The following is a 16,842-nucleotide window of genomic DNA, read 5'->3' as shown; positions in this document are numbered from 1 at the left end:
TCACTTTTTGTTTTCTATTCTTATTATGAGTTTAAATCCACGTTTTGACAACTAGGAGGTCATTTCATATTATCTGTAATTACTGGTGAAAGTGGTTCTGGTAAATCTACTTTATTATTTGAACTCGCAGGACTAACACATTATTCCAAGAATGAGTTTTATACCGACAGTAATGATTATGGTTTTGTATTTCAGGATTGTAGATTATTTGATGATTTAACAGCAATACAGAATATTCAACTATTTAGTGAGCTTGCTGAAGTTCCATTTCATAAAGATCAAATGATGAAGCTATTGGATGAATTAGATTTAAATATTGATTTAAATGGAAAAGTAGATATTTTATCTGGTGGTCAAAAACAGAGATTACTTATATTATGCTGTATGATGAAGAATCCAGATATTATCTTTCTAGATGAGCCTACCGCTTATCTAGATACGATCAATAGAGAACATACGAGAAAGATTATTCATGAATTATGTCATAGATATCATAAGACAGTTGTGATTGCGACACATGATATGGGGATGTTGGAGATTGCTGATATACATTACCATATAGAGCACCAGCAAATCATATTAGAGAAAGAATCTTATACAGAGATCAATAAAATAGAACCTAAAGAACATATTCATACAAATCCTGTTACCTATTACTTAAAGGCTGAGAAGTCCAATAGAATCCATTATAAAAGAAATGTTGTGATAAGTATTATGATGATCATAGTGACATATATGATGTGCTTTCAAGCTTATTATCAAACAGAAACAGACACTATGATTAATAAAGCAATTGATAATGAATTAAGGATTTCTTATAAAGATGGTGGTAATGCTTATGATATGGGCGGTCAGCCTATTCCTAAAACACTCATTCAAGACATATCCAACAACAGTATGGTTCAAAGTATTCAGCCATTCTTCCAATGGAATGTCTTAAATACGCAGGAGACTATTGTCATACAGCCTTATTATGGGAATATGAAAACATATAAGACTTATACAAAACAATCATTCAGTATTGAGAATAAACAACTCAATACTGATCATGTCTATATTTCTTATTCTCTCTATCAAAAACTAAACAAGACTATCCATATCAAAGGTATTCTTCAAATACCTACAAGTAATACCTACACCTTCAACATGATTCCTTTTGAACTCGTTAATGCAAATGTCACAGATAAAGATATTCATAACCGATATACAAAAACAACAGAAAACATTATTTATATATCTCCAAATCTTTATCAGAAGATAGTAAATCAATATACACAAAACAATATATATCAGTCCAATGTCTATATCATCAAAGTAAACTCATATAAGAACATTCAATCTGTAACTGAGTTTATTAAAAAACATGATTCTGATATTAAGGTCTATAATCCTGTTTCTTCTGCAATATTAAATAAAACAACTACATTTGGATTTGAAATGATACAACAGTTCTCTATGATTATGTTTATCATGTTTATAAGTACATGTTTTATTATTGGTATATTTGATATTGTTTCTAGACGTTATCAATATGCACTACTATTAGTGAATGGACTTAATAGATTACAATGTCTACAATTAATATTGAAAGAAAGATCTTCTTATTGTCTGGTATCTATCATTCTATCTATGATTTCAGTCTTATCTTTATTCTTCTTCCAATATCATATATTACCTTCTATAATGATAGAACAAGCTATTTCTATCTTAATCCTAGTGAATTCGGTTATTCTAATTATTCCTTGTTTGACTTTTATTGTATTAATGAGATCAAACAACGAAGGAAATCTATTAAAGACAAGTGAGTGATGATCATGAAAAAACTACCCATTATTATAGTCTCTGTAGGATGTATTATTACCGGTCTTATTGTAAGTATGACTCCTGCAGTGGAAGTTGTGAATAATACCACGTATTCTTATTTCAACTATGAACTTCTCGGTATTGGTTTTGCGATTAGTTTATTGCTTGGTATTATCTCCTTATGGTTTATAAAAAGAAAAGGAAACTAATCACATATTAAATTCGGAGGGAAAAACATCTCTCCGATTTTTTTCAATACTCAACAACTTATCTATAGTTCTGTGCTTATATGATATAATTTTTATGTGAAACAACCGTATACGGTAGGTGGTTATCCTTGGTCGTTATGACGAAGGTACGCAACCCTTCGTAATTCTTCTTTTAAGTTGAAAACGGAAGTGATGCCTGATGACAACGTATGAAATAATACGTAATTAAAAAAAGTTCTTAAGTGTTTCTTAATTTCCACACAAATTACACATATTAGATATATAATACAAAATTGTTGAAGATATAAAGTTGAGGTAGAATAGAAATGAAAAAACGTCATTTAAGAAAGAGGGCATATGTCCTATTAGGCTGTATTGTCGTTTTAGTGCTTGGTCTAGGCATTTATTTTATGACACGTCCAGCTGTTAGCTTTAATGAAAGTACACAGGATATTGAAATCAATAGTACTTACAATCCTATGTCTTTTATTAAAAAAGTAAGAGGTAATAAGAGTGATGTAACTGTAGATAATTCTAAAGTTAACGTCAAAAAACTTGGAAAGTATAAGATTACTTATACATTAAACAAGAAGAACTACGTATTAAATGTAGAAGTTGTAGATACTAAGAAACCTACATTTAAGGTAGTGAATAAAGCAGTAGAAGTAGGTACTAAAGTTAAAGCAAGTGAACTTGTGACTGATATTAAAGATGAAACAAAGACTAAGACTTACTTTAAGAAAGATGTATCTTTTGATAAAGAAGGTACACAAAAGGTTACTGTTGTTGTAGAAGATCAGGGTGGTAATAAGGCTGAAAAAGAAGTAAATGTGAAAGCTGTAAAGGATACTAAAGCACCACTACTTGCAGGTCTTCAAAATTATGATACGACAATAGGTTCTAACATTGATTTCATGAAGGGTATTACTGTAGAAGATGATTTTGATAAGAATCCTAAGGTATCTGTAGACAGCAGCAAAGTAGATTTTGGAAAAGCAGGTACTTATAAAGTCATCTATACAACTAAAGATAAGTCTGGTAATGAAAGAAAGTATACACAGACTGTTATTGTAAATAATCCACGTCCTGCCAATGCAGTTGCACCTACTGGTGAAAAGGTTGTTTATCTTACATTTGATGATGGACCTTCTCAGAATACTCAGCGTGTGTTAGATATTCTTGATAGATATCATGCGAAAGCAACATTCTTTGTGACTGGTAATGGTCAGAAATATAATTACTTAATTCAGGAAGCACATAAGAGAGGTAATACTATAGCACTTCATACTTATTGTCATGATTATCGTACTGTTTATGCTTCTACTGATGCTTACTTTAATGATTTAAATAAAGTAGGTGATATGGTTAAGGGTCTTATTGGATTTACTCCTCGTTATATTAGATTCCCTGGAGGAAGTTCTAATACAGTTTCTAGACATTATTCTGCAGGTATTATGAGTAATCTTACTAGAATGGTACAGGAAAAAGGTTATCAGTATTATGACTGGAATGTCAGCAGTGGAGATGCATCAGGTAATAATGTGCCTACTGCAAGACTTATTGCGAATGCAACAGCTTCTCGTAATAATCAGATTATGATCTTATTCCATGATACAGCTGCAAAGAATACAACTGTGGAAGCATTACCTAAAGTTATTGAACATTATCAGAGCCTTGGTTATACATTCAAGGGTATTAATGATACAACATTTACACCTCATCAAAGAGTATTAAACTAAAAGCCTCATTCGAGGCTTTTTTCTTTTAGTATCCTATATTTTTTGTTCATTATTCATATTTTCATGATATAATTTTTTCGGAAAATATACTGAATAATATCGTAAGGAGATTTGTTTTGAAGAAAAGAATTATTTCAATTGTTTGTCTATTTTTACTCATCTCATTATTACCTGGATGTTCTTCAGATAAAGAAGAAGAATCTGATGCAATTATTGTGAATGATCAGATAGGACGTCAGATTACAATTAAAGACCAAGTAAAACGTGTAGTAAGCACTTCATATATAACAACTTCTACATGCCTTGCATTAGGAGTAAATGATCAGTTAGTTGGTATAGAAAAGAATGCTTCTTCTAGAAGCATTTATCAAAAGACAGATCCTGATTTATTAGAACTACCTCAGGTAGGATGTAATGTCAGTCTTATCGCAAAGACAGCTCCTGATGTAGTATTTATGATGAAAGAGAATAAGGATCTTATTGAGGATTTTGAAGAAAAACATATAAAAGTTATTGTGGTTGATCCTTCTAGTGAAAAGAAGTATGATGCCATGGTTTCACTTATTGCGAAAGTTTGTGGTAAACAAAACAATGCGAAGAAGTTAAAGAACTACTATAGTACTAAAAAGAGTAAGATGAATAGTTTAGGTACTTCTAATAAGCATGTTTATATTGCTTCAAAAGAGTCTATTTATAAACCTGTCACACCTTCTATGTTTCAAAGTACTATACTAACTACAGCACATGTGAAAAATGCTGCAGCGAGTATTAAAGGTGTAGACTACCCTACTATTGCGTTAGAAACATTATTAACTTTAAACCCAGATATAGTGATCATGCCTCGTAATGCTTCTTATTCAAAAGATTCTATTTATAACTATGAATTCTTCTCATCACTTGATATAGTGAAGAACAAGAAGATTTATATTATGCCTGAGGTGGTTGAATCATGGATGGATCCTGTTCCTTCTCATATTCTTGCATCACTCTGGCTATCATATGTACTTCATCCTCATGATTATACATATGAGAATTATAAAAAGGATGTAATAGATTTTTATAAAGAGTTTTATGATTTTAGTCTCGATGAAACACTTATCACAAAATAGAAAGGATAGAAAAAGATGTTAAATATTCAGGAATATGTAAGACCTCAGTCGCTTGAGGAAGCTTATGAACTCGTTCAGAACAGAAAAAACATTATTGTAGGTGGTATGTTATGGTTGAAGATGATGAATAGATCAGTTGAAAAGGCAATTGATTTATGTGATCTTCATTTAGATACTATTGAAGAAGATGATGAACAGTTTACTATTGGCGCAATGGTGACATTACGTCAGTTAGAAACTCATGCAGGAATAAATGCTTATACACATGATGCAATGAAGCATAGTGTGGAACATATTATTGGTGTGCAGTTTAGAAACTGTGCGACTGTAGGAGGTTCTATTTTTGGTCGTTATGGTTTCTCTGATGTATTATCTATGTTTATGGGATTAGATGCTTATGTAGAATTATATGACGGTGGTATTGTACCTATGAGAGAGTTTGCTTGGATGCGTCCTTCTCTTGATATTCTTGTACGTGTAATTGTAAAGAAGACACCTATTAAGGTTTGTTATAAGTCACAGAGAAATGTAAGTACTGATTTCCCTGTTCTTACTTGTTGTGCAAGTTATATGAATGATACTTATTCTGTAGTAATTGGTGGTCGTCCTTTAAAGGCAATTGCTTATGAAAAACAGATGGCATTAAATGATGAATCTATTGAAGCTTTTATTGAAGAAGTATCTTCTGAAATCAAGCTTGGAAGCAATAACTTAGGCAGTGCAGAATATCGTCAGAAGCTTGTAAAGGTTCTTATGAGACGTTCATTAAAGGAATTGGAGGCACAGTAAGATGGAAATTACAATTACATTAAATGGAAAAACAATGACTCGTAGTATTTTACCTGATACTCTTCTTATTGATTTTGTAAGAAGTGAGCATTGTCTTAGTGTTAAAAGAGGTTGTGATACAAGTAACTGTGGATTATGTACAGTATTATTAGACAACAAACCAGTTCTTTCTTGTAGTGTTCTTGCAGCTAGAGCTGCAGGTCATGAAGTGACTACTTTAGAAGGTTTACAGGAAAAGGCAAGACCACTTGCTGAATTTATTGCTGATCAGGGTGCTGAACAGTGTGGTTTCTGTAATCCTGGATTTATGATGAATACAATCGCATTACTAGAAGAAAATAAAGATCCTAGTGATGATGAAATCAGAGCATTCTTATCTGGTAACCTTTGTCGTTGTTCTGGTTATGAAGGACAATTAAGAGGTATTAGAAACTATATTAATTACTGCAAGGAAAATGGAAAGGAAGTGTTAGGATGAGTCAGGAATTAAAACAGGTTAATAAACCTATAAGAAAAAAAGATGCAATGAACCTATTATTAGGTAAACCTGTCTATGTTGATGATGTAACACCTCACGACTGTTTGATTGTAAAGCTTGTTCATTCTCCTCATGCTAATGCATTAATTGAGAATATTGATACAGAAGCAGCTAAGGCAGTAGATACAATTGAAGCTGTTTATACTTATAAAGATGTGCCTCAGAAACGTTTTACTATGGCTGGTCAAACTTATCCAGAACCAAGCCCTTATGATCGTTTAATCTTAGATCAGAGAGTTAGATTCGTAGGTGATCCAGTTGCGATTGTTGCTGGTTATGATGAAAAGAAAGTAGATGAAGCATTAAAGCTTATTAAAGTAAAATATCAAGTAGAAGAAGCTGTATTAGACTTTAGAACTGCTAAGGATAATCCTATTCTTGTACATCCTGAAGATAACTGGAAAGCATTATGTCCTGTAGGGGCAGACAATAAACGTAACTTAGTAGCCACTGCAGATGAAACACATGGTGATCTAGAAGAAGTATTTAAATCATGTGATCATGTGATTGAACGTACTTATCACGTTCCTGCAGTCAATCAGGCGATGATGGAAACATTTAGAACTTATTGTGAAATTGATACTTATGGTCGTTTACATGTTATTAGTTCTACACAGATTGTTTTCCATGCACGTCGTATTCTTGCGAATGCTTTAGATATTCCTAAGTCTATGATTCGTGTTGAAAAGCCTCGTATTGGTGGTGGCTTTGGTGCAAAGCAGTCACTTGTTACTGAAATCTATCCTGCATTTGTTACATGGATGACTAAGAAACCATCTAAACTTATTTATACACGTACTGAATCTCAGATTGCGGGTAGTCCACGTCATGAAATGGAAGTCACTACTAAAGTGGGTGCTATGAATGATGGTACTATTCGTGCCATTGATGTATATACATTATCTAACTCTGGTGCCTTTGGTGAACATGGTCCTACTACTGTAGGTTTATCAGGTCATAAATCTATTCCACTATATACAAACAATCTAGAAGCATTCCGTTTCCATTATGATGTTGTTTACACAAATAGATTATCTTCTGGTGCATATCGTGGTTATGGTGCGACTCAGGGTATTTATGCATTAGAAACATGTGTCAACGAATTAGCTGATATTTTACATATGGATCCTGTAGAAATCAGAGAAAAGAACATGGTACGTCAAGGTCAGAAGATGGATGCCTACTATGGTGAAATTGCGGATAGCTGTGCATTAGATAAATGTATGGAACGTGCTAAGAAAGAATTTGACTGGGAAAACCGTAAGACTCCTACTGTAATGCCCGATGGTCGTATTAAGGCAGCAGGTGTTGCAATGGCAATGCAGGGATCAGGTATCTCTGGTGTCGATGTTGGGTCTGCTACATTAAAGTTAAATGATGATGGTTCTTATATGTTAAGCATCGGTGCTGCAGATATGGGTACTGGATGTGATACTATTCTTGCCCAGATGGCAGCAGAAGAATTAGAATGTGATGTAGACAATATTGTTGTCTTTGGTGCAGATACTGATGCTTCTCCATATGATTCTGGTTCTTATGCTTCTAGTACAACTTATGTTACTGGTATGGCTGTAAGAAAAGCGAGTGAAGAGCTCAAAGAGAACATGATGAAGATTGCTGCCAATAAGTGGGAATGTGATCCTGAATCATTAGTATTTACTGGCAATACAATTGATAATCCAGCTACAAATGAATCATTTACACATACGGATATCGCAACATTCTCTCAGTGTGGTAATACAGTCCCTATCCAGGTAACATGCACTCATTCATCTAAAATTTCTCCACCACCATATATGGTAGGTATGGCAGAAATTGCATTAGATAAAGAAACAGGTTCTGTAGAAATACTAGATTATGTAGCCGTTGTAGACTGTGGTACTGTAGTAAATACTAATCTTGCAACTGTACAGACTGAAGGAGGTCTTGTACAGGGTATCGGTATGGCATTATCAGAAAGTATTACTTATTCACCTAAGGGTGGTTTAACAGAAAATAACTTCATGACTTATAAGATTCCTACAAGACTTGATATGGGTCATTTACGTGTTTATTTTGAAAGCAGTTATGAAAAGACAGGTCCATTTGGTGCAAAGTCTATTGGTGAATGTGTCATCAATACACCAGCCCCAGCCTTATGTGCTGCTATCCACAGTGCATGTGGTGCATGGGTGAGAGATCTTCCAATGACACCTGAAAAGATTGTCATGGCTATCGATGAATAAAACATATATTATATATCTTGCATCAGGAAACAGCAGACGTTTTAAAGGAAACAAACTGCTGTTTCCTTTTCAAAATAAACTGTTATATCAACATGCATTAGATCTCATATTAAAGGAATATGATCATGTTATTGTCGTATCACAATATGATGAGATACTACAATATGCGTCTCAAAGAGGCGCTACCAGCATTTTATGTTTAGAGAGTATTCATGGTCTCTCTTATTCTATTAAGGCTGCTGTGAACTATTTAAATACGTTAGAGAAGCCATTTAGAATGATCTTCATGGTCGCTGATCAGCCTTATATTTCTATGAATACTATAGACAAACTGATGCATACAAAACATAAACTTGCCAGTTGTGCTTATAAAGATAAAGTAGGCAACCCTACTCTATTTGACAGTTCTTATATTCCTGAGTTAGTTCTATTAAAACAAGACCAAGGTGGAAGAAAGGTATTAAATAAGCATCCTGATGAAGTAGAATATATACAAGTAGAGAATGTAAGAGAACTCTATGATATAGATTATCAAGAAGACCTGAAGCAACTACAATAGTTGCTTTTTTTTGCATCAAAAAAGCCTCTCTTTCGAGAGACTTAAGTGTTACATATGTTTCTTTGCAAAGTTCCAAGTATCTCTGCACATATCTTCTAGTGTCTTTTCAGCCACCCATCCTAACTGTTCTTTTGCACGAGTAGGATCTGCATAACATGTTGCGATATCACCAGCACGTCTTGGCTTGATTTCATAAGGTACTTTTACACCATTTACCTTTTCAAAAGCCTTAACGATTTCTAATACACTATATCCTTTACCTGTTCCTAGGTTACAGATATGAACACCTGGTGTTGCATATTTTTCAATTGCAAGAACATGACCCTTAGCTAAGTCTACAACATGGATGTAGTCACGTACACCTGTTCCGTCTGGTGTATCATAGTCATCACCAAATACACCTAAGCAAGGAAGTTCACCTGCAGCAACCTTCATAATATAAGGCATAAGATTGTTAGGAATTCCCTTTGGATCTTCTCCTAATAATCCTGATTCATGTGCACCAATTGGGTTGAAGTAACGAAGAAGTGTAACAGACATTTCTGGTACAGCATGCTGTACATCTGTTAGAATTCTTTCCATCATAGCCTTTGTAGAACCATATGGGTTTGTAGTCTGTCCTAATTCACAGTCTTCAGTTAAAGGTACAACTTTAGGATCACCATATACTGTAGCACTTGAAGAGAATACAATTGAAGGGACATGATACTTCTTCATAAGCTTAGCAACTACTAAAGTAGTCATTAAGTTATTTGTATAATATTCAATAGGCTTTACTACTGATTCACCTACTGCCTTGAAGGCTGCACAGTGAATGACTGCATCTAATTTATTTTCCTTGAATACTGCTTCTGTCTTATCTTCATCTAAAACGTTAAATTCATAGAACTTTACTTTCTTACCAGTAATTTCATGAATGGCATCTAAGGCTTCTGGTTTTGAATTTGAGAAGTCATCGATGACTACAACATCATGTCCGCTCTGTAGTAATTCCACACAGACATGACTACCAATATAACCTGCACCACCTGTAACTAATACATTCATATTTATTCCTCCATAAATTTTGCAACCACCATATATGACAGCTGCCATAGCCAAATCACTATTCTATTTGACTCTTATATTTTACAACGAAATCGTTCTTAACAAAAGACTGAATTATCATAGTGAAGCGCCCATCTTGTTTTCTTGCAAAAAGAACCATCTTTAATAAGATGGCTCTTTGTTTAAATTTCTTTAAATGAATCAATCACTTTTGTTACTCCTGGTAACTTCTGATATTCTTCTCTTTTATTTGCAGAATCGATTACGATTATATTTCTACATCCTGCTTTATAGGCATTCTCAATACCACTTAGGGAGTCTTCAACGATTAAGCAGTCACTTATATCTACTCCTAGAATATTAGCTGCTTTCTTGAACATCATGATCTTATTATCATATGTTCCATCATCATAAACAATATCATCAGGATTAATCCAATGATCAAGATGGAATGATTCTACAAAGAAATCAATATTTGGTTTAATGGATGCACTTGCGATAGTAAATGGAATGTTGTTGTTTTTAAGTTTATCAAAGAATTCTGTAGCGCCAGCAACTAAATGAAATGTTTCTTTATCTTCCTTACAGAATTCACGATAGTACTGTTCTTTAAGTAAAGAATATTTCTGTTTCACTTCATCTGTACATTGTCCATCAAACATATATTCAATGATCTTATTATTAGGAACACCATTGAAATGTTCATGTAGCTCTTCTTCGCTAATTCCATGATGTCTTATTTCCTCGGAAATCTTTCCCCAGGCTAATACATGCTTTGGATTGTCAAAAAACAATGTTCCATTAAAATCAAATATAACTCCTTTATAAGAATTCATAACTACACCTCTTTCGTTTCTGATACGCCCTTATACCAATAAGCACTTGCTTTTGGATAACGTTTCTGTGTTTCATAGTCTACATAGAATAAGCCATAACGCTTATTATATCCATTAGTCCATGAGAACATATCCATTAATGACCATACAAAGTAGCCCTTTACATTAACACCCACTTCAACTGCCTTTAATGCATACTGTAAATGTTTCTTGATATAATCAATTCTTGGTGCATCATCAATCACACCATCTACAAATTCATCTTTATAACCCATACCGTTTTCTGTAATATAGATACACTTGTAGTTTGGATACTGCTGACGAATACGCACTAACATATCAAACATACTTTCTGGATGAATTAACCAGTCCCAGTCTGTTCTAGGAATACCTTCTTTTTCCATTCTACGTCCTACATTCTTTAAGCAGAAACGTGAAGTACCCTTTTCACCAGTTCCATTATGATGGATATCATTCTCACCATCATAGTACTGAATGAAACGTGACTGGTAATAGTTCATACCCATATAGTCAATTAAGACTGCTGCTTTCTTCATGACTTCAAAGTCTTCATCTCTTAAGTCTAGCTGACCATTATTAATAGCTACTAAACGATCTACAATTTCCATTGTTTCAGTAGAGTAATATCCTTTGAATGTTGCATCTAATAAGAACTGGTTCTGTAATACATCTTCGTTCTTTGCAGCCTGTATATCATCTAAACTATTTTCATCATAAGGATACTTATATTCTAGTGACTGTACACAGCCAATCTGTCCTTTATATCCTGCTTCTTTATAAGCAACAACAGCTTTCGCATGAGCAAGCATCATATTATGCATAATCTGGAATGCTTTTGTCATATTATATTTTTCACCATTAGGGAATGTTCCTTCAATATAAGTGTTTGTAGCTACTGCCCAGATTTCATTGAAAGTAAACCAGTATTTAACTTCATCCTTATATTCTTCAAAACAGAACTTTGCATAGTCTACAAATGCATCTACTGTTTCTCTATTTAAAAAGTCACCCTTCTGATATAAAGTATCAGGTGTATCAAAATGATGTAATGTGATAAATGGTTCTACATTATTCTTATGACATTCCTGGAATACTCTATGATAGAAATCAATACCTTCCTGATTGATTTTTCCTGTACCATCAGGGAAGATACGTGCCCATGAAATAGAGATACGAATTCCATTAATACCAAACATTTTACATAGCTTTAAATCTTGTCCATACTGGTGGTAGAAATCACTGGCAGGGTCTGCCTTGAAACGACCCTGCTTTGCAAGAAAGTCATCCCAAGACACTTTACCTTTACCATATTCTAATGTACTACCTTCACACTGATAAGCAGCTGTAGCGCCACCAAAGATAAAATCATCAGAGAATTTCATGTACTTAACCTTCCTTTTCCTGTTCAACGATAAATTCAACAGCACCCTTAGGATCACGAGTTAACTGAATATATTGAGCACCCTTAGTTGCAATGACTTTAGTACCTTCTTTCGCATCCTGTTTTACTTCTTCTAAATGAGCCTGTACCTGTGGAGATAAGACAACGACATCATAGTTCTTTAAGATATCATAGTGATTACCATAAGCACTTGCAGTGGCATCTACTGGAAAACCAGTTTCTTTAGCCCCTTCTTTAACAGCATTTGCAAACATAGCACTTGTACCAGCGCCTACACATAATACTAATACATTGATCTTCTTATCTAACTGAAGAGGTTCATTTGTTTCAGGTTCTTCTTCTTTAACCTGTTCTTCTAATGCTTCTAAAGCTTCTTTCTGTTTTTCTTCTTCTAATAATGAAGCATCATATGCTTTAACGAATGGTAAGTAAATAATACCATCTACTACGATTAATAATACAGCAAGTAATACAGCTAAGAAACTAATACCTGTACCTAAAATCAAACCAATTGGAGCTGGAGTAGCCCAAGGTAATACATAAATGAATGAGTTCATCTTTAATACATCAACGAAGAATTTGAATAATGATACATTCACCATTGGTGCAAGTAAGAATGGAACAAAGAAATATGGGTTTAATACGATTGGAGTAGCAAATAATAATGGTTCATTAACTGCGAAACATACTGGAATGAAAGTTGTTTTACCAACAGCTTTTAACTGTTTAGATCTAGCAAATAACATAAATAAGAATGGAACAACTAGAGTAGCACCTGTACCACCCATTGTACCTACGAAGTTACCTAAACCTACTGTTAATACATTTGCGGCCTGATGTCCTGCTTTAAATAATACTAAGTTTGCATCTACGTTTGCATAGATGATTGCAGCGATAGCTGGTTCAACAATACTTGGACCATGTACACCAACGAACCAGAACATTGCCATTGCACCCCAGATAATACAGATTCCTAAATAACCATCTGCAGCTGTGAATAATGGCTGTAATAATGTGATGATTGCTTCTGCAAAAGTATAACCAAATAAATTACGAACAATTAAATCAATAATAACACATACCAATACTGAGAAAGAGAATGGGAACACATCTCTGAACATCTGAGAGATTGTCCCTGGCACTTCTTTTGGCATATGAATAGTGACATCTTTTTCAACACAGAACTTATACATCTTAACTGTGATGAATGCAGCGATGAATGAAGCAAGTAAACCTTTAGTACCTAAATAAGTAGTAGAGATACCAAGCTTTACATCACTGACTGCTAACATAAAGAAACCACAAATACTTGCAAGCATAACTGAAGTTGTGTTGATTACTTTACCTTCTGGCAAACGACGATTCATGCTTTCAGCTAAGCACTTTGCAGTTGTTGCTGATACTAGTAAACCAACAATACCCATTGAATAGTTATAGACTTTCCACAACCATGTTGAGACATCTGCTGGCAACTTAATTCCAAAGATTTCTGGAATTGAAGCAGCTAAGATAAATACACTTGAGAATAAGATGGCTGGCATTGCTGTTAAGAAGCCATCACGTACAGCACCTAAATAAATATTTTGAGCAATTTTATCGAAAAATGGTTTACCTTTTTCAATTTTCTTAATGACAGCGTCTAACATTATTTTGTCCCTCTTTCTCTATATAAAGTAATAAAATCTTCAATAACATCTCTTAATAAGATTGTAGTCATCAAATGATCCTGTCCATGAATGAAGATAAATCCCATTTCCATATCTTCACCACGTGCTTCTTGCTGAAGAATAGTTGTCTGAGACTGATGTGCGAGATTGATATTTTCATCTGCTTCCTTTAACTTTTCTTCTACATTATCAAAATTACCTGCACGCATTTCTTTTAATAATTCTAATAAAGTACTTCTTGCATCTCCTGAGTAAGCTACGATTTCAAAGCCTACCATACTTAATTCATCTTTAGTCATTTTCTTTTTTCTCCTCTTTTGTTTTCTACAACTACAGTGTAATCGCATTCATCACATTTGTCAACAAATATAAACAATACAAAACAAATAATTAAATATTTACAAACATTTATGATAAAAAACAAGCTAAATCATTTTCTGTACGTTTGTTTTTGTTTGTTTTGTGTTGATTTAGATTATTTTGAATGATATACTGACACTGACAAGGAGAGTGAAAACATGTTAAAAAAGGAACGTCTTGTAAGAATTACACAGATGGTCAATCAAAAAGGTATTATTTCTATTAATGAAATTATGGAACAATTAGAAATCTCTGATATGACCGCAAGAAGAGATTTAGATGAATTAGAGAAGTCTGGCAAGTTATTAAGAGTACATGGTGGTGCACAGAGTTTATCTTTTAGTATGGATCATGAACGTTCTCATTTAGAGAAATCTTCTGTACAGATAGAAGAAAAAACAAGAATTGCGCATAAAGCAGCAAGTCTTATTCAAGAAGGAGAAACTATATTCTTAGGTCCTGGTACTACTATTCAGTTATTAGCTGAGCAGTTATGTGGACGTAATATTAGAGTAGTTACGAATTCTCTTGCAGTATTTAATATCTTGAGTGGTCATACTCCTACTGATGTAATGTTAACAGGTGGAGAATATCGTAGTAATACAAATACCTTTGTAGGTCCAATCACAAATATGGTATTAAGTAAACTAAGATATACAAAAGCCTTTATTGGATGTAACGGTATCTTTAATAGTGGTATTACAACTTATTCATTAGAAGAGGGAGAATCACAGGGAATACCTTTAGATAATGCGAAGAATAGATATTTACTTGTAGATTCTACTAAGTTTAATCGTTCTGACTTTTATATCTTCTATGATCTCTTTAATTTTGATGCAGTCATTACCGATAATGAAATTGATCCTGATGTATTAAAACATTATAAAGAATATACAACTATTGTAACGGTATAGGGAGAACTCACTATGAAAAAGACTGGAATCTGCCCAAAATGTAATCATGATAAAATTATTATTATTAAAGATCAGCTCCATGAAAATGGTGGTGGTAATATTTCTCAAATAACGAATCATATTAATAAGCCTTCGCAAGTTTTCACTATATTCAAAGAGGGAAATACCGCAAAGAAGACTTTCTATATTTGTGAGAATTGTGGTTATATTGAAGAATACTTAGACAAGGAAGAAATCAAGAAATTGCTTAATTATAAACCTGTTGGTAGTAAGATAAAGGATATCTTCAAATGATTATACAAGCCGTGCAACACGCACGGCTTTTTAGATACAAAAAAATCAGAAGACAGCATCTGTCTTCTGACTGTTGTTACTCAGGCTTTTTAGGATCCTTAAGTGATTCTGATAAAGTTGTAAGTGTACCAGCTAACCCTGCTAAGTCATTAGGTACAATAATCTTTGTAGCTTGTCCATCAGCTAAGTTCTTTAATGCTTTTAATCCTTCTAACTGGATATAAGCTGATTCAGGATTTGCTTCATTAATATACTGAATAGCTTTAGCTTGTGCTTCATAAACAAGTCTTAATGCTTCAGCCTGACCTTCAGCCTTCGCAATCTGTGCTTCTTTTTCAGCTGTTGCACGCAATACAAGAGATTCCTTATCCCCTTCTGCATTTAAGATTGCAGCCTGTTTTTTACCTTCAGCTACTAAGATAGATTCACGTCTTTCACGTTCTGCACGCATCTGTTTTTCCATTGCTTCCTGAATATCTTTTGGAGGAAGAATGTTTTTAACTTCTACTCTAGTTACCTTGATACCCCATGGATCAGTGGCATCATCAAGAATAGATCTCATCTTAGAGTTAATGATATCTCTTGATGTTAATGTATCATCTAATTCAAGTTCACCAATGATATTTCTTAATGTAGTTGCAGTTAATGTTTCAATCGCATTAATTGGTCTTACTACACCATAAGTAAATAACTTAGGATCTGTGATAGAGAAATAGACAACTGTATCAATCTGCATTGTAACGTTATCTTTAGTAATAACTGGCTGTGGAGCGAAGTCCATAACCTGTTCCTTTAATGATACACGATTAGATACACGATCAATTAAAGGAATAAGAATATGTAAACCTACATTTAATGTACGGTCATATGCACCGATTCTTTCTACTACATAAGCATATGACTGTGGAACAATCTTTACTGTACTGAAAATAAGAATAACAACAATTACGATTAATAAAATCATTAAAATAAATCCTAACATCTTAGTTACCCTGCCACTCAAAATGTGATTAAATATACTCACATCAAGATAATGTAAGTTCTCACGAACATTACTTACAATGTCATTGTGCATGCTTTGGATTGACCGAAATCATATCTACTCACAAGTTCTAGTGCACTCCATAGTCGTAAATTCCCGAACTAGCCTTCGGTACATACTTACGTTTGCGTTCATTTATGCAACTTCGTAAGTCGTAGCATCTCTCAGATTAAGTGCGGCATTGAAATCTCTGTCTTCGATATAACCACAATCACATCTGAAAATTCTATCTGAAAGCTTTAAATCTTTCTTGATACTTTTACAGCAATGACATGTCTTAGATGATGG

The 16,842-nt window shown here is 33.7% G+C and carries 17 protein-coding genes; 10 read left to right on the top strand and 7 right to left on the bottom strand.

Features of this window, described 5'->3' with window-relative positions; translation table 11 throughout:
* The first annotated feature begins 66 nt into the window (after window positions 1-66).
* The 8 genes from ABUA27_RS08130 (at window position 67) to ABUA27_RS08095 (ending at window position 8,971) form a co-directional block, all read left to right on the top strand.
* Window positions 67-1,809 carry an ATP-binding cassette domain-containing protein gene (locus ABUA27_RS08130; RefSeq protein WP_349820539.1) on the top strand — a complete coding sequence of 581 codons (1,743 nt, stop codon included), beginning with the start codon at window positions 67-69 and terminating at the stop codon, window positions 1,807-1,809.
* A 5-nt stretch (window positions 1,810-1,814) separates the two neighbouring features.
* Window positions 1,815-2,012 (top strand): hypothetical protein, encoded by a 198-nt coding sequence (locus ABUA27_RS08125; RefSeq protein WP_288834728.1) that lies wholly within the window; start codon window positions 1,815-1,817, stop codon window positions 2,010-2,012.
* Between the two features lie 326 nt (window positions 2,013-2,338).
* Entirely contained in the window at window positions 2,339-3,751 is a 1,413-nt protein-coding gene (locus ABUA27_RS08120) for a polysaccharide deacetylase family protein (RefSeq protein WP_317375475.1), read from the top strand.
* A gap of 116 nt (window positions 3,752-3,867) precedes the next feature.
* A complete protein-coding gene (locus ABUA27_RS08115) occupies window positions 3,868-4,860 on the top strand; it encodes an ABC transporter substrate-binding protein (protein ID WP_349820537.1) in 993 nt (330 codons plus the stop codon).
* A 15-nt stretch (window positions 4,861-4,875) separates the two neighbouring features.
* Window positions 4,876-5,649 carry an FAD binding domain-containing protein gene (locus ABUA27_RS08110; RefSeq protein WP_281072974.1) on the top strand — a complete coding sequence of 258 codons (774 nt, stop codon included), beginning with the start codon at window positions 4,876-4,878 and terminating at the stop codon, window positions 5,647-5,649.
* A gap of 1 nt (window position 5,650) precedes the next feature.
* Window positions 5,651-6,127 carry a (2Fe-2S)-binding protein gene (locus ABUA27_RS08105; RefSeq protein ID WP_022424980.1) on the top strand — a complete coding sequence of 159 codons (477 nt, stop codon included), beginning with the start codon at window positions 5,651-5,653 and terminating at the stop codon, window positions 6,125-6,127.
* Complete coding sequence (locus ABUA27_RS08100; RefSeq protein ID WP_317375481.1) at window positions 6,124-8,412, top strand: xanthine dehydrogenase family protein molybdopterin-binding subunit; 2,289 nt, start codon at window positions 6,124-6,126, stop codon at window positions 8,410-8,412. The genes ABUA27_RS08105 and ABUA27_RS08100 overlap by 4 nt, the downstream gene beginning before the upstream one ends.
* Window positions 8,405-8,971, top strand: a complete 567-nt coding sequence (locus tag ABUA27_RS08095) for a nucleotidyltransferase family protein (protein ID WP_129981531.1) — start codon at window positions 8,405-8,407, stop codon at window positions 8,969-8,971. Before ABUA27_RS08100 ends, ABUA27_RS08095 begins: the two co-directional genes overlap by 8 nt.
* 48 nt (window positions 8,972-9,019) lie before the next feature.
* Here the strand turns inward: ABUA27_RS08095 and galE are convergent, their stop codons facing one another.
* From galE to ABUA27_RS08070, 5 genes are all read right to left on the bottom strand, one after another.
* A complete protein-coding gene (gene galE, locus ABUA27_RS08090; protein WP_129981532.1) occupies window positions 9,020-10,018 on the bottom strand; it encodes a UDP-glucose 4-epimerase GalE in 999 nt (332 codons plus the stop codon).
* A 182-nt stretch (window positions 10,019-10,200) separates the two neighbouring features.
* Window positions 10,201-10,854: an HAD family hydrolase gene (locus ABUA27_RS08085; RefSeq protein WP_022424808.1), complete on the bottom strand. Its 654-nt coding sequence runs from the start codon at window positions 10,852-10,854 to the stop codon at window positions 10,201-10,203.
* Window positions 10,855-10,856: 2 nt separating this feature from the next.
* Complete coding sequence (gene lacG, locus ABUA27_RS08080) at window positions 10,857-12,257, bottom strand: 6-phospho-beta-galactosidase (RefSeq protein ID WP_022424807.1); 1,401 nt, start codon at window positions 12,255-12,257, stop codon at window positions 10,857-10,859.
* A 4-nt stretch (window positions 12,258-12,261) separates the two neighbouring features.
* Complete coding sequence (locus tag ABUA27_RS08075) at window positions 12,262-13,923, bottom strand: PTS transporter subunit EIIC (protein ID WP_129981533.1); 1,662 nt, start codon at window positions 13,921-13,923, stop codon at window positions 12,262-12,264.
* On the bottom strand, window positions 13,923-14,243 hold the full coding sequence (locus tag ABUA27_RS08070) for a PTS sugar transporter subunit IIA (RefSeq protein ID WP_022424805.1): 321 nt from the start codon (window positions 14,241-14,243) through the stop codon (window positions 13,923-13,925). The genes ABUA27_RS08075 and ABUA27_RS08070 overlap by 1 nt, the downstream gene beginning before the upstream one ends.
* Window positions 14,244-14,462: 219 nt before the next feature.
* Here ABUA27_RS08070 and ABUA27_RS08065 point away from each other — a divergent pair, with 219 nt between their 5' ends.
* Together ABUA27_RS08065 and ABUA27_RS08060 are read left to right on the top strand one after the other, a co-directional pair.
* On the top strand, window positions 14,463-15,218 hold the full coding sequence (locus tag ABUA27_RS08065) for a DeoR/GlpR family DNA-binding transcription regulator (protein ID WP_187013010.1): 756 nt from the start codon (window positions 14,463-14,465) through the stop codon (window positions 15,216-15,218).
* 12 nt (window positions 15,219-15,230) lie between these two features.
* Window positions 15,231-15,512 carry a hypothetical protein gene (locus tag ABUA27_RS08060; protein ID WP_287845068.1) on the top strand — a complete coding sequence of 94 codons (282 nt, stop codon included), beginning with the start codon at window positions 15,231-15,233 and terminating at the stop codon, window positions 15,510-15,512.
* Window positions 15,513-15,588: 76 nt separating this feature from the next.
* Here ABUA27_RS08060 and ABUA27_RS08055 read toward each other — a convergent pair whose 3' ends face one another.
* Together ABUA27_RS08055 and ABUA27_RS08050 are read right to left on the bottom strand one after the other, a co-directional pair.
* On the bottom strand, window positions 15,589-16,494 hold the full coding sequence (locus ABUA27_RS08055; RefSeq protein ID WP_349820536.1) for an SPFH domain-containing protein: 906 nt from the start codon (window positions 16,492-16,494) through the stop codon (window positions 15,589-15,591).
* Window positions 16,495-16,689: 195 nt separating this feature from the next.
* Window positions 16,690-16,842 (bottom strand): zinc ribbon domain-containing protein (locus ABUA27_RS08050; RefSeq protein WP_349820538.1); only part of this gene is annotated, 153 nt, incomplete at its 5' end.

The sequence above is a fragment of the Catenibacterium sp. RTP21428st1_D7_RTP21428_210409 genome (assembly GCF_040227455.1).
Taxonomy (GTDB): domain Bacteria; phylum Bacillota_I; class Bacilli_A; order Erysipelotrichales; family Coprobacillaceae; genus Catenibacterium; species Catenibacterium mitsuoka_A.
Note: the sequence above shows the minus strand (reverse complement) of the source record. Positions and strands in the feature narration are given on the sequence as shown.

Coding starts and splice junctions, on each gene's coding strand:
- ABUA27_RS08055 (WP_349820536.1), bottom strand. CDS start 16,494: ATGTTAGGATTTATTTTAATGATTTTATTAATCGTAATTGTTGTTATT.
- ABUA27_RS08095 (WP_129981531.1), top strand. CDS start 8,405: ATGAATAAAACATATATTATATATCTTGCATCAGGAAACAGCAGACGT.
- ABUA27_RS08120 (WP_317375475.1), top strand. CDS start 2,339: ATGAAAAAACGTCATTTAAGAAAGAGGGCATATGTCCTATTAGGCTGT.
- ABUA27_RS08100 (WP_317375481.1), top strand. CDS start 6,124: ATGAGTCAGGAATTAAAACAGGTTAATAAACCTATAAGAAAAAAAGAT.
- ABUA27_RS08075 (WP_129981533.1), bottom strand. CDS start 13,923: ATGTTAGACGCTGTCATTAAGAAAATTGAAAAAGGTAAACCATTTTTC.
- ABUA27_RS08085 (WP_022424808.1), bottom strand. CDS start 10,854: ATGAATTCTTATAAAGGAGTTATATTTGATTTTAATGGAACATTGTTT.
- ABUA27_RS08125 (WP_288834728.1), top strand. CDS start 1,815: ATGAAAAAACTACCCATTATTATAGTCTCTGTAGGATGTATTATTACC.
- galE (WP_129981532.1), bottom strand. CDS start 10,018: ATGAATGTATTAGTTACAGGTGGTGCAGGTTATATTGGTAGTCATGTC.
- ABUA27_RS08060 (WP_287845068.1), top strand. CDS start 15,231: ATGAAAAAGACTGGAATCTGCCCAAAATGTAATCATGATAAAATTATT.
- ABUA27_RS08065 (WP_187013010.1), top strand. CDS start 14,463: ATGTTAAAAAAGGAACGTCTTGTAAGAATTACACAGATGGTCAATCAA.
- lacG (WP_022424807.1), bottom strand. CDS start 12,257: ATGAAATTCTCTGATGATTTTATCTTTGGTGGCGCTACAGCTGCTTAT.
- ABUA27_RS08070 (WP_022424805.1), bottom strand. CDS start 14,243: ATGACTAAAGATGAATTAAGTATGGTAGGCTTTGAAATCGTAGCTTAC.
- ABUA27_RS08110 (WP_281072974.1), top strand. CDS start 4,876: ATGTTAAATATTCAGGAATATGTAAGACCTCAGTCGCTTGAGGAAGCT.
- ABUA27_RS08105 (WP_022424980.1), top strand. CDS start 5,651: ATGGAAATTACAATTACATTAAATGGAAAAACAATGACTCGTAGTATT.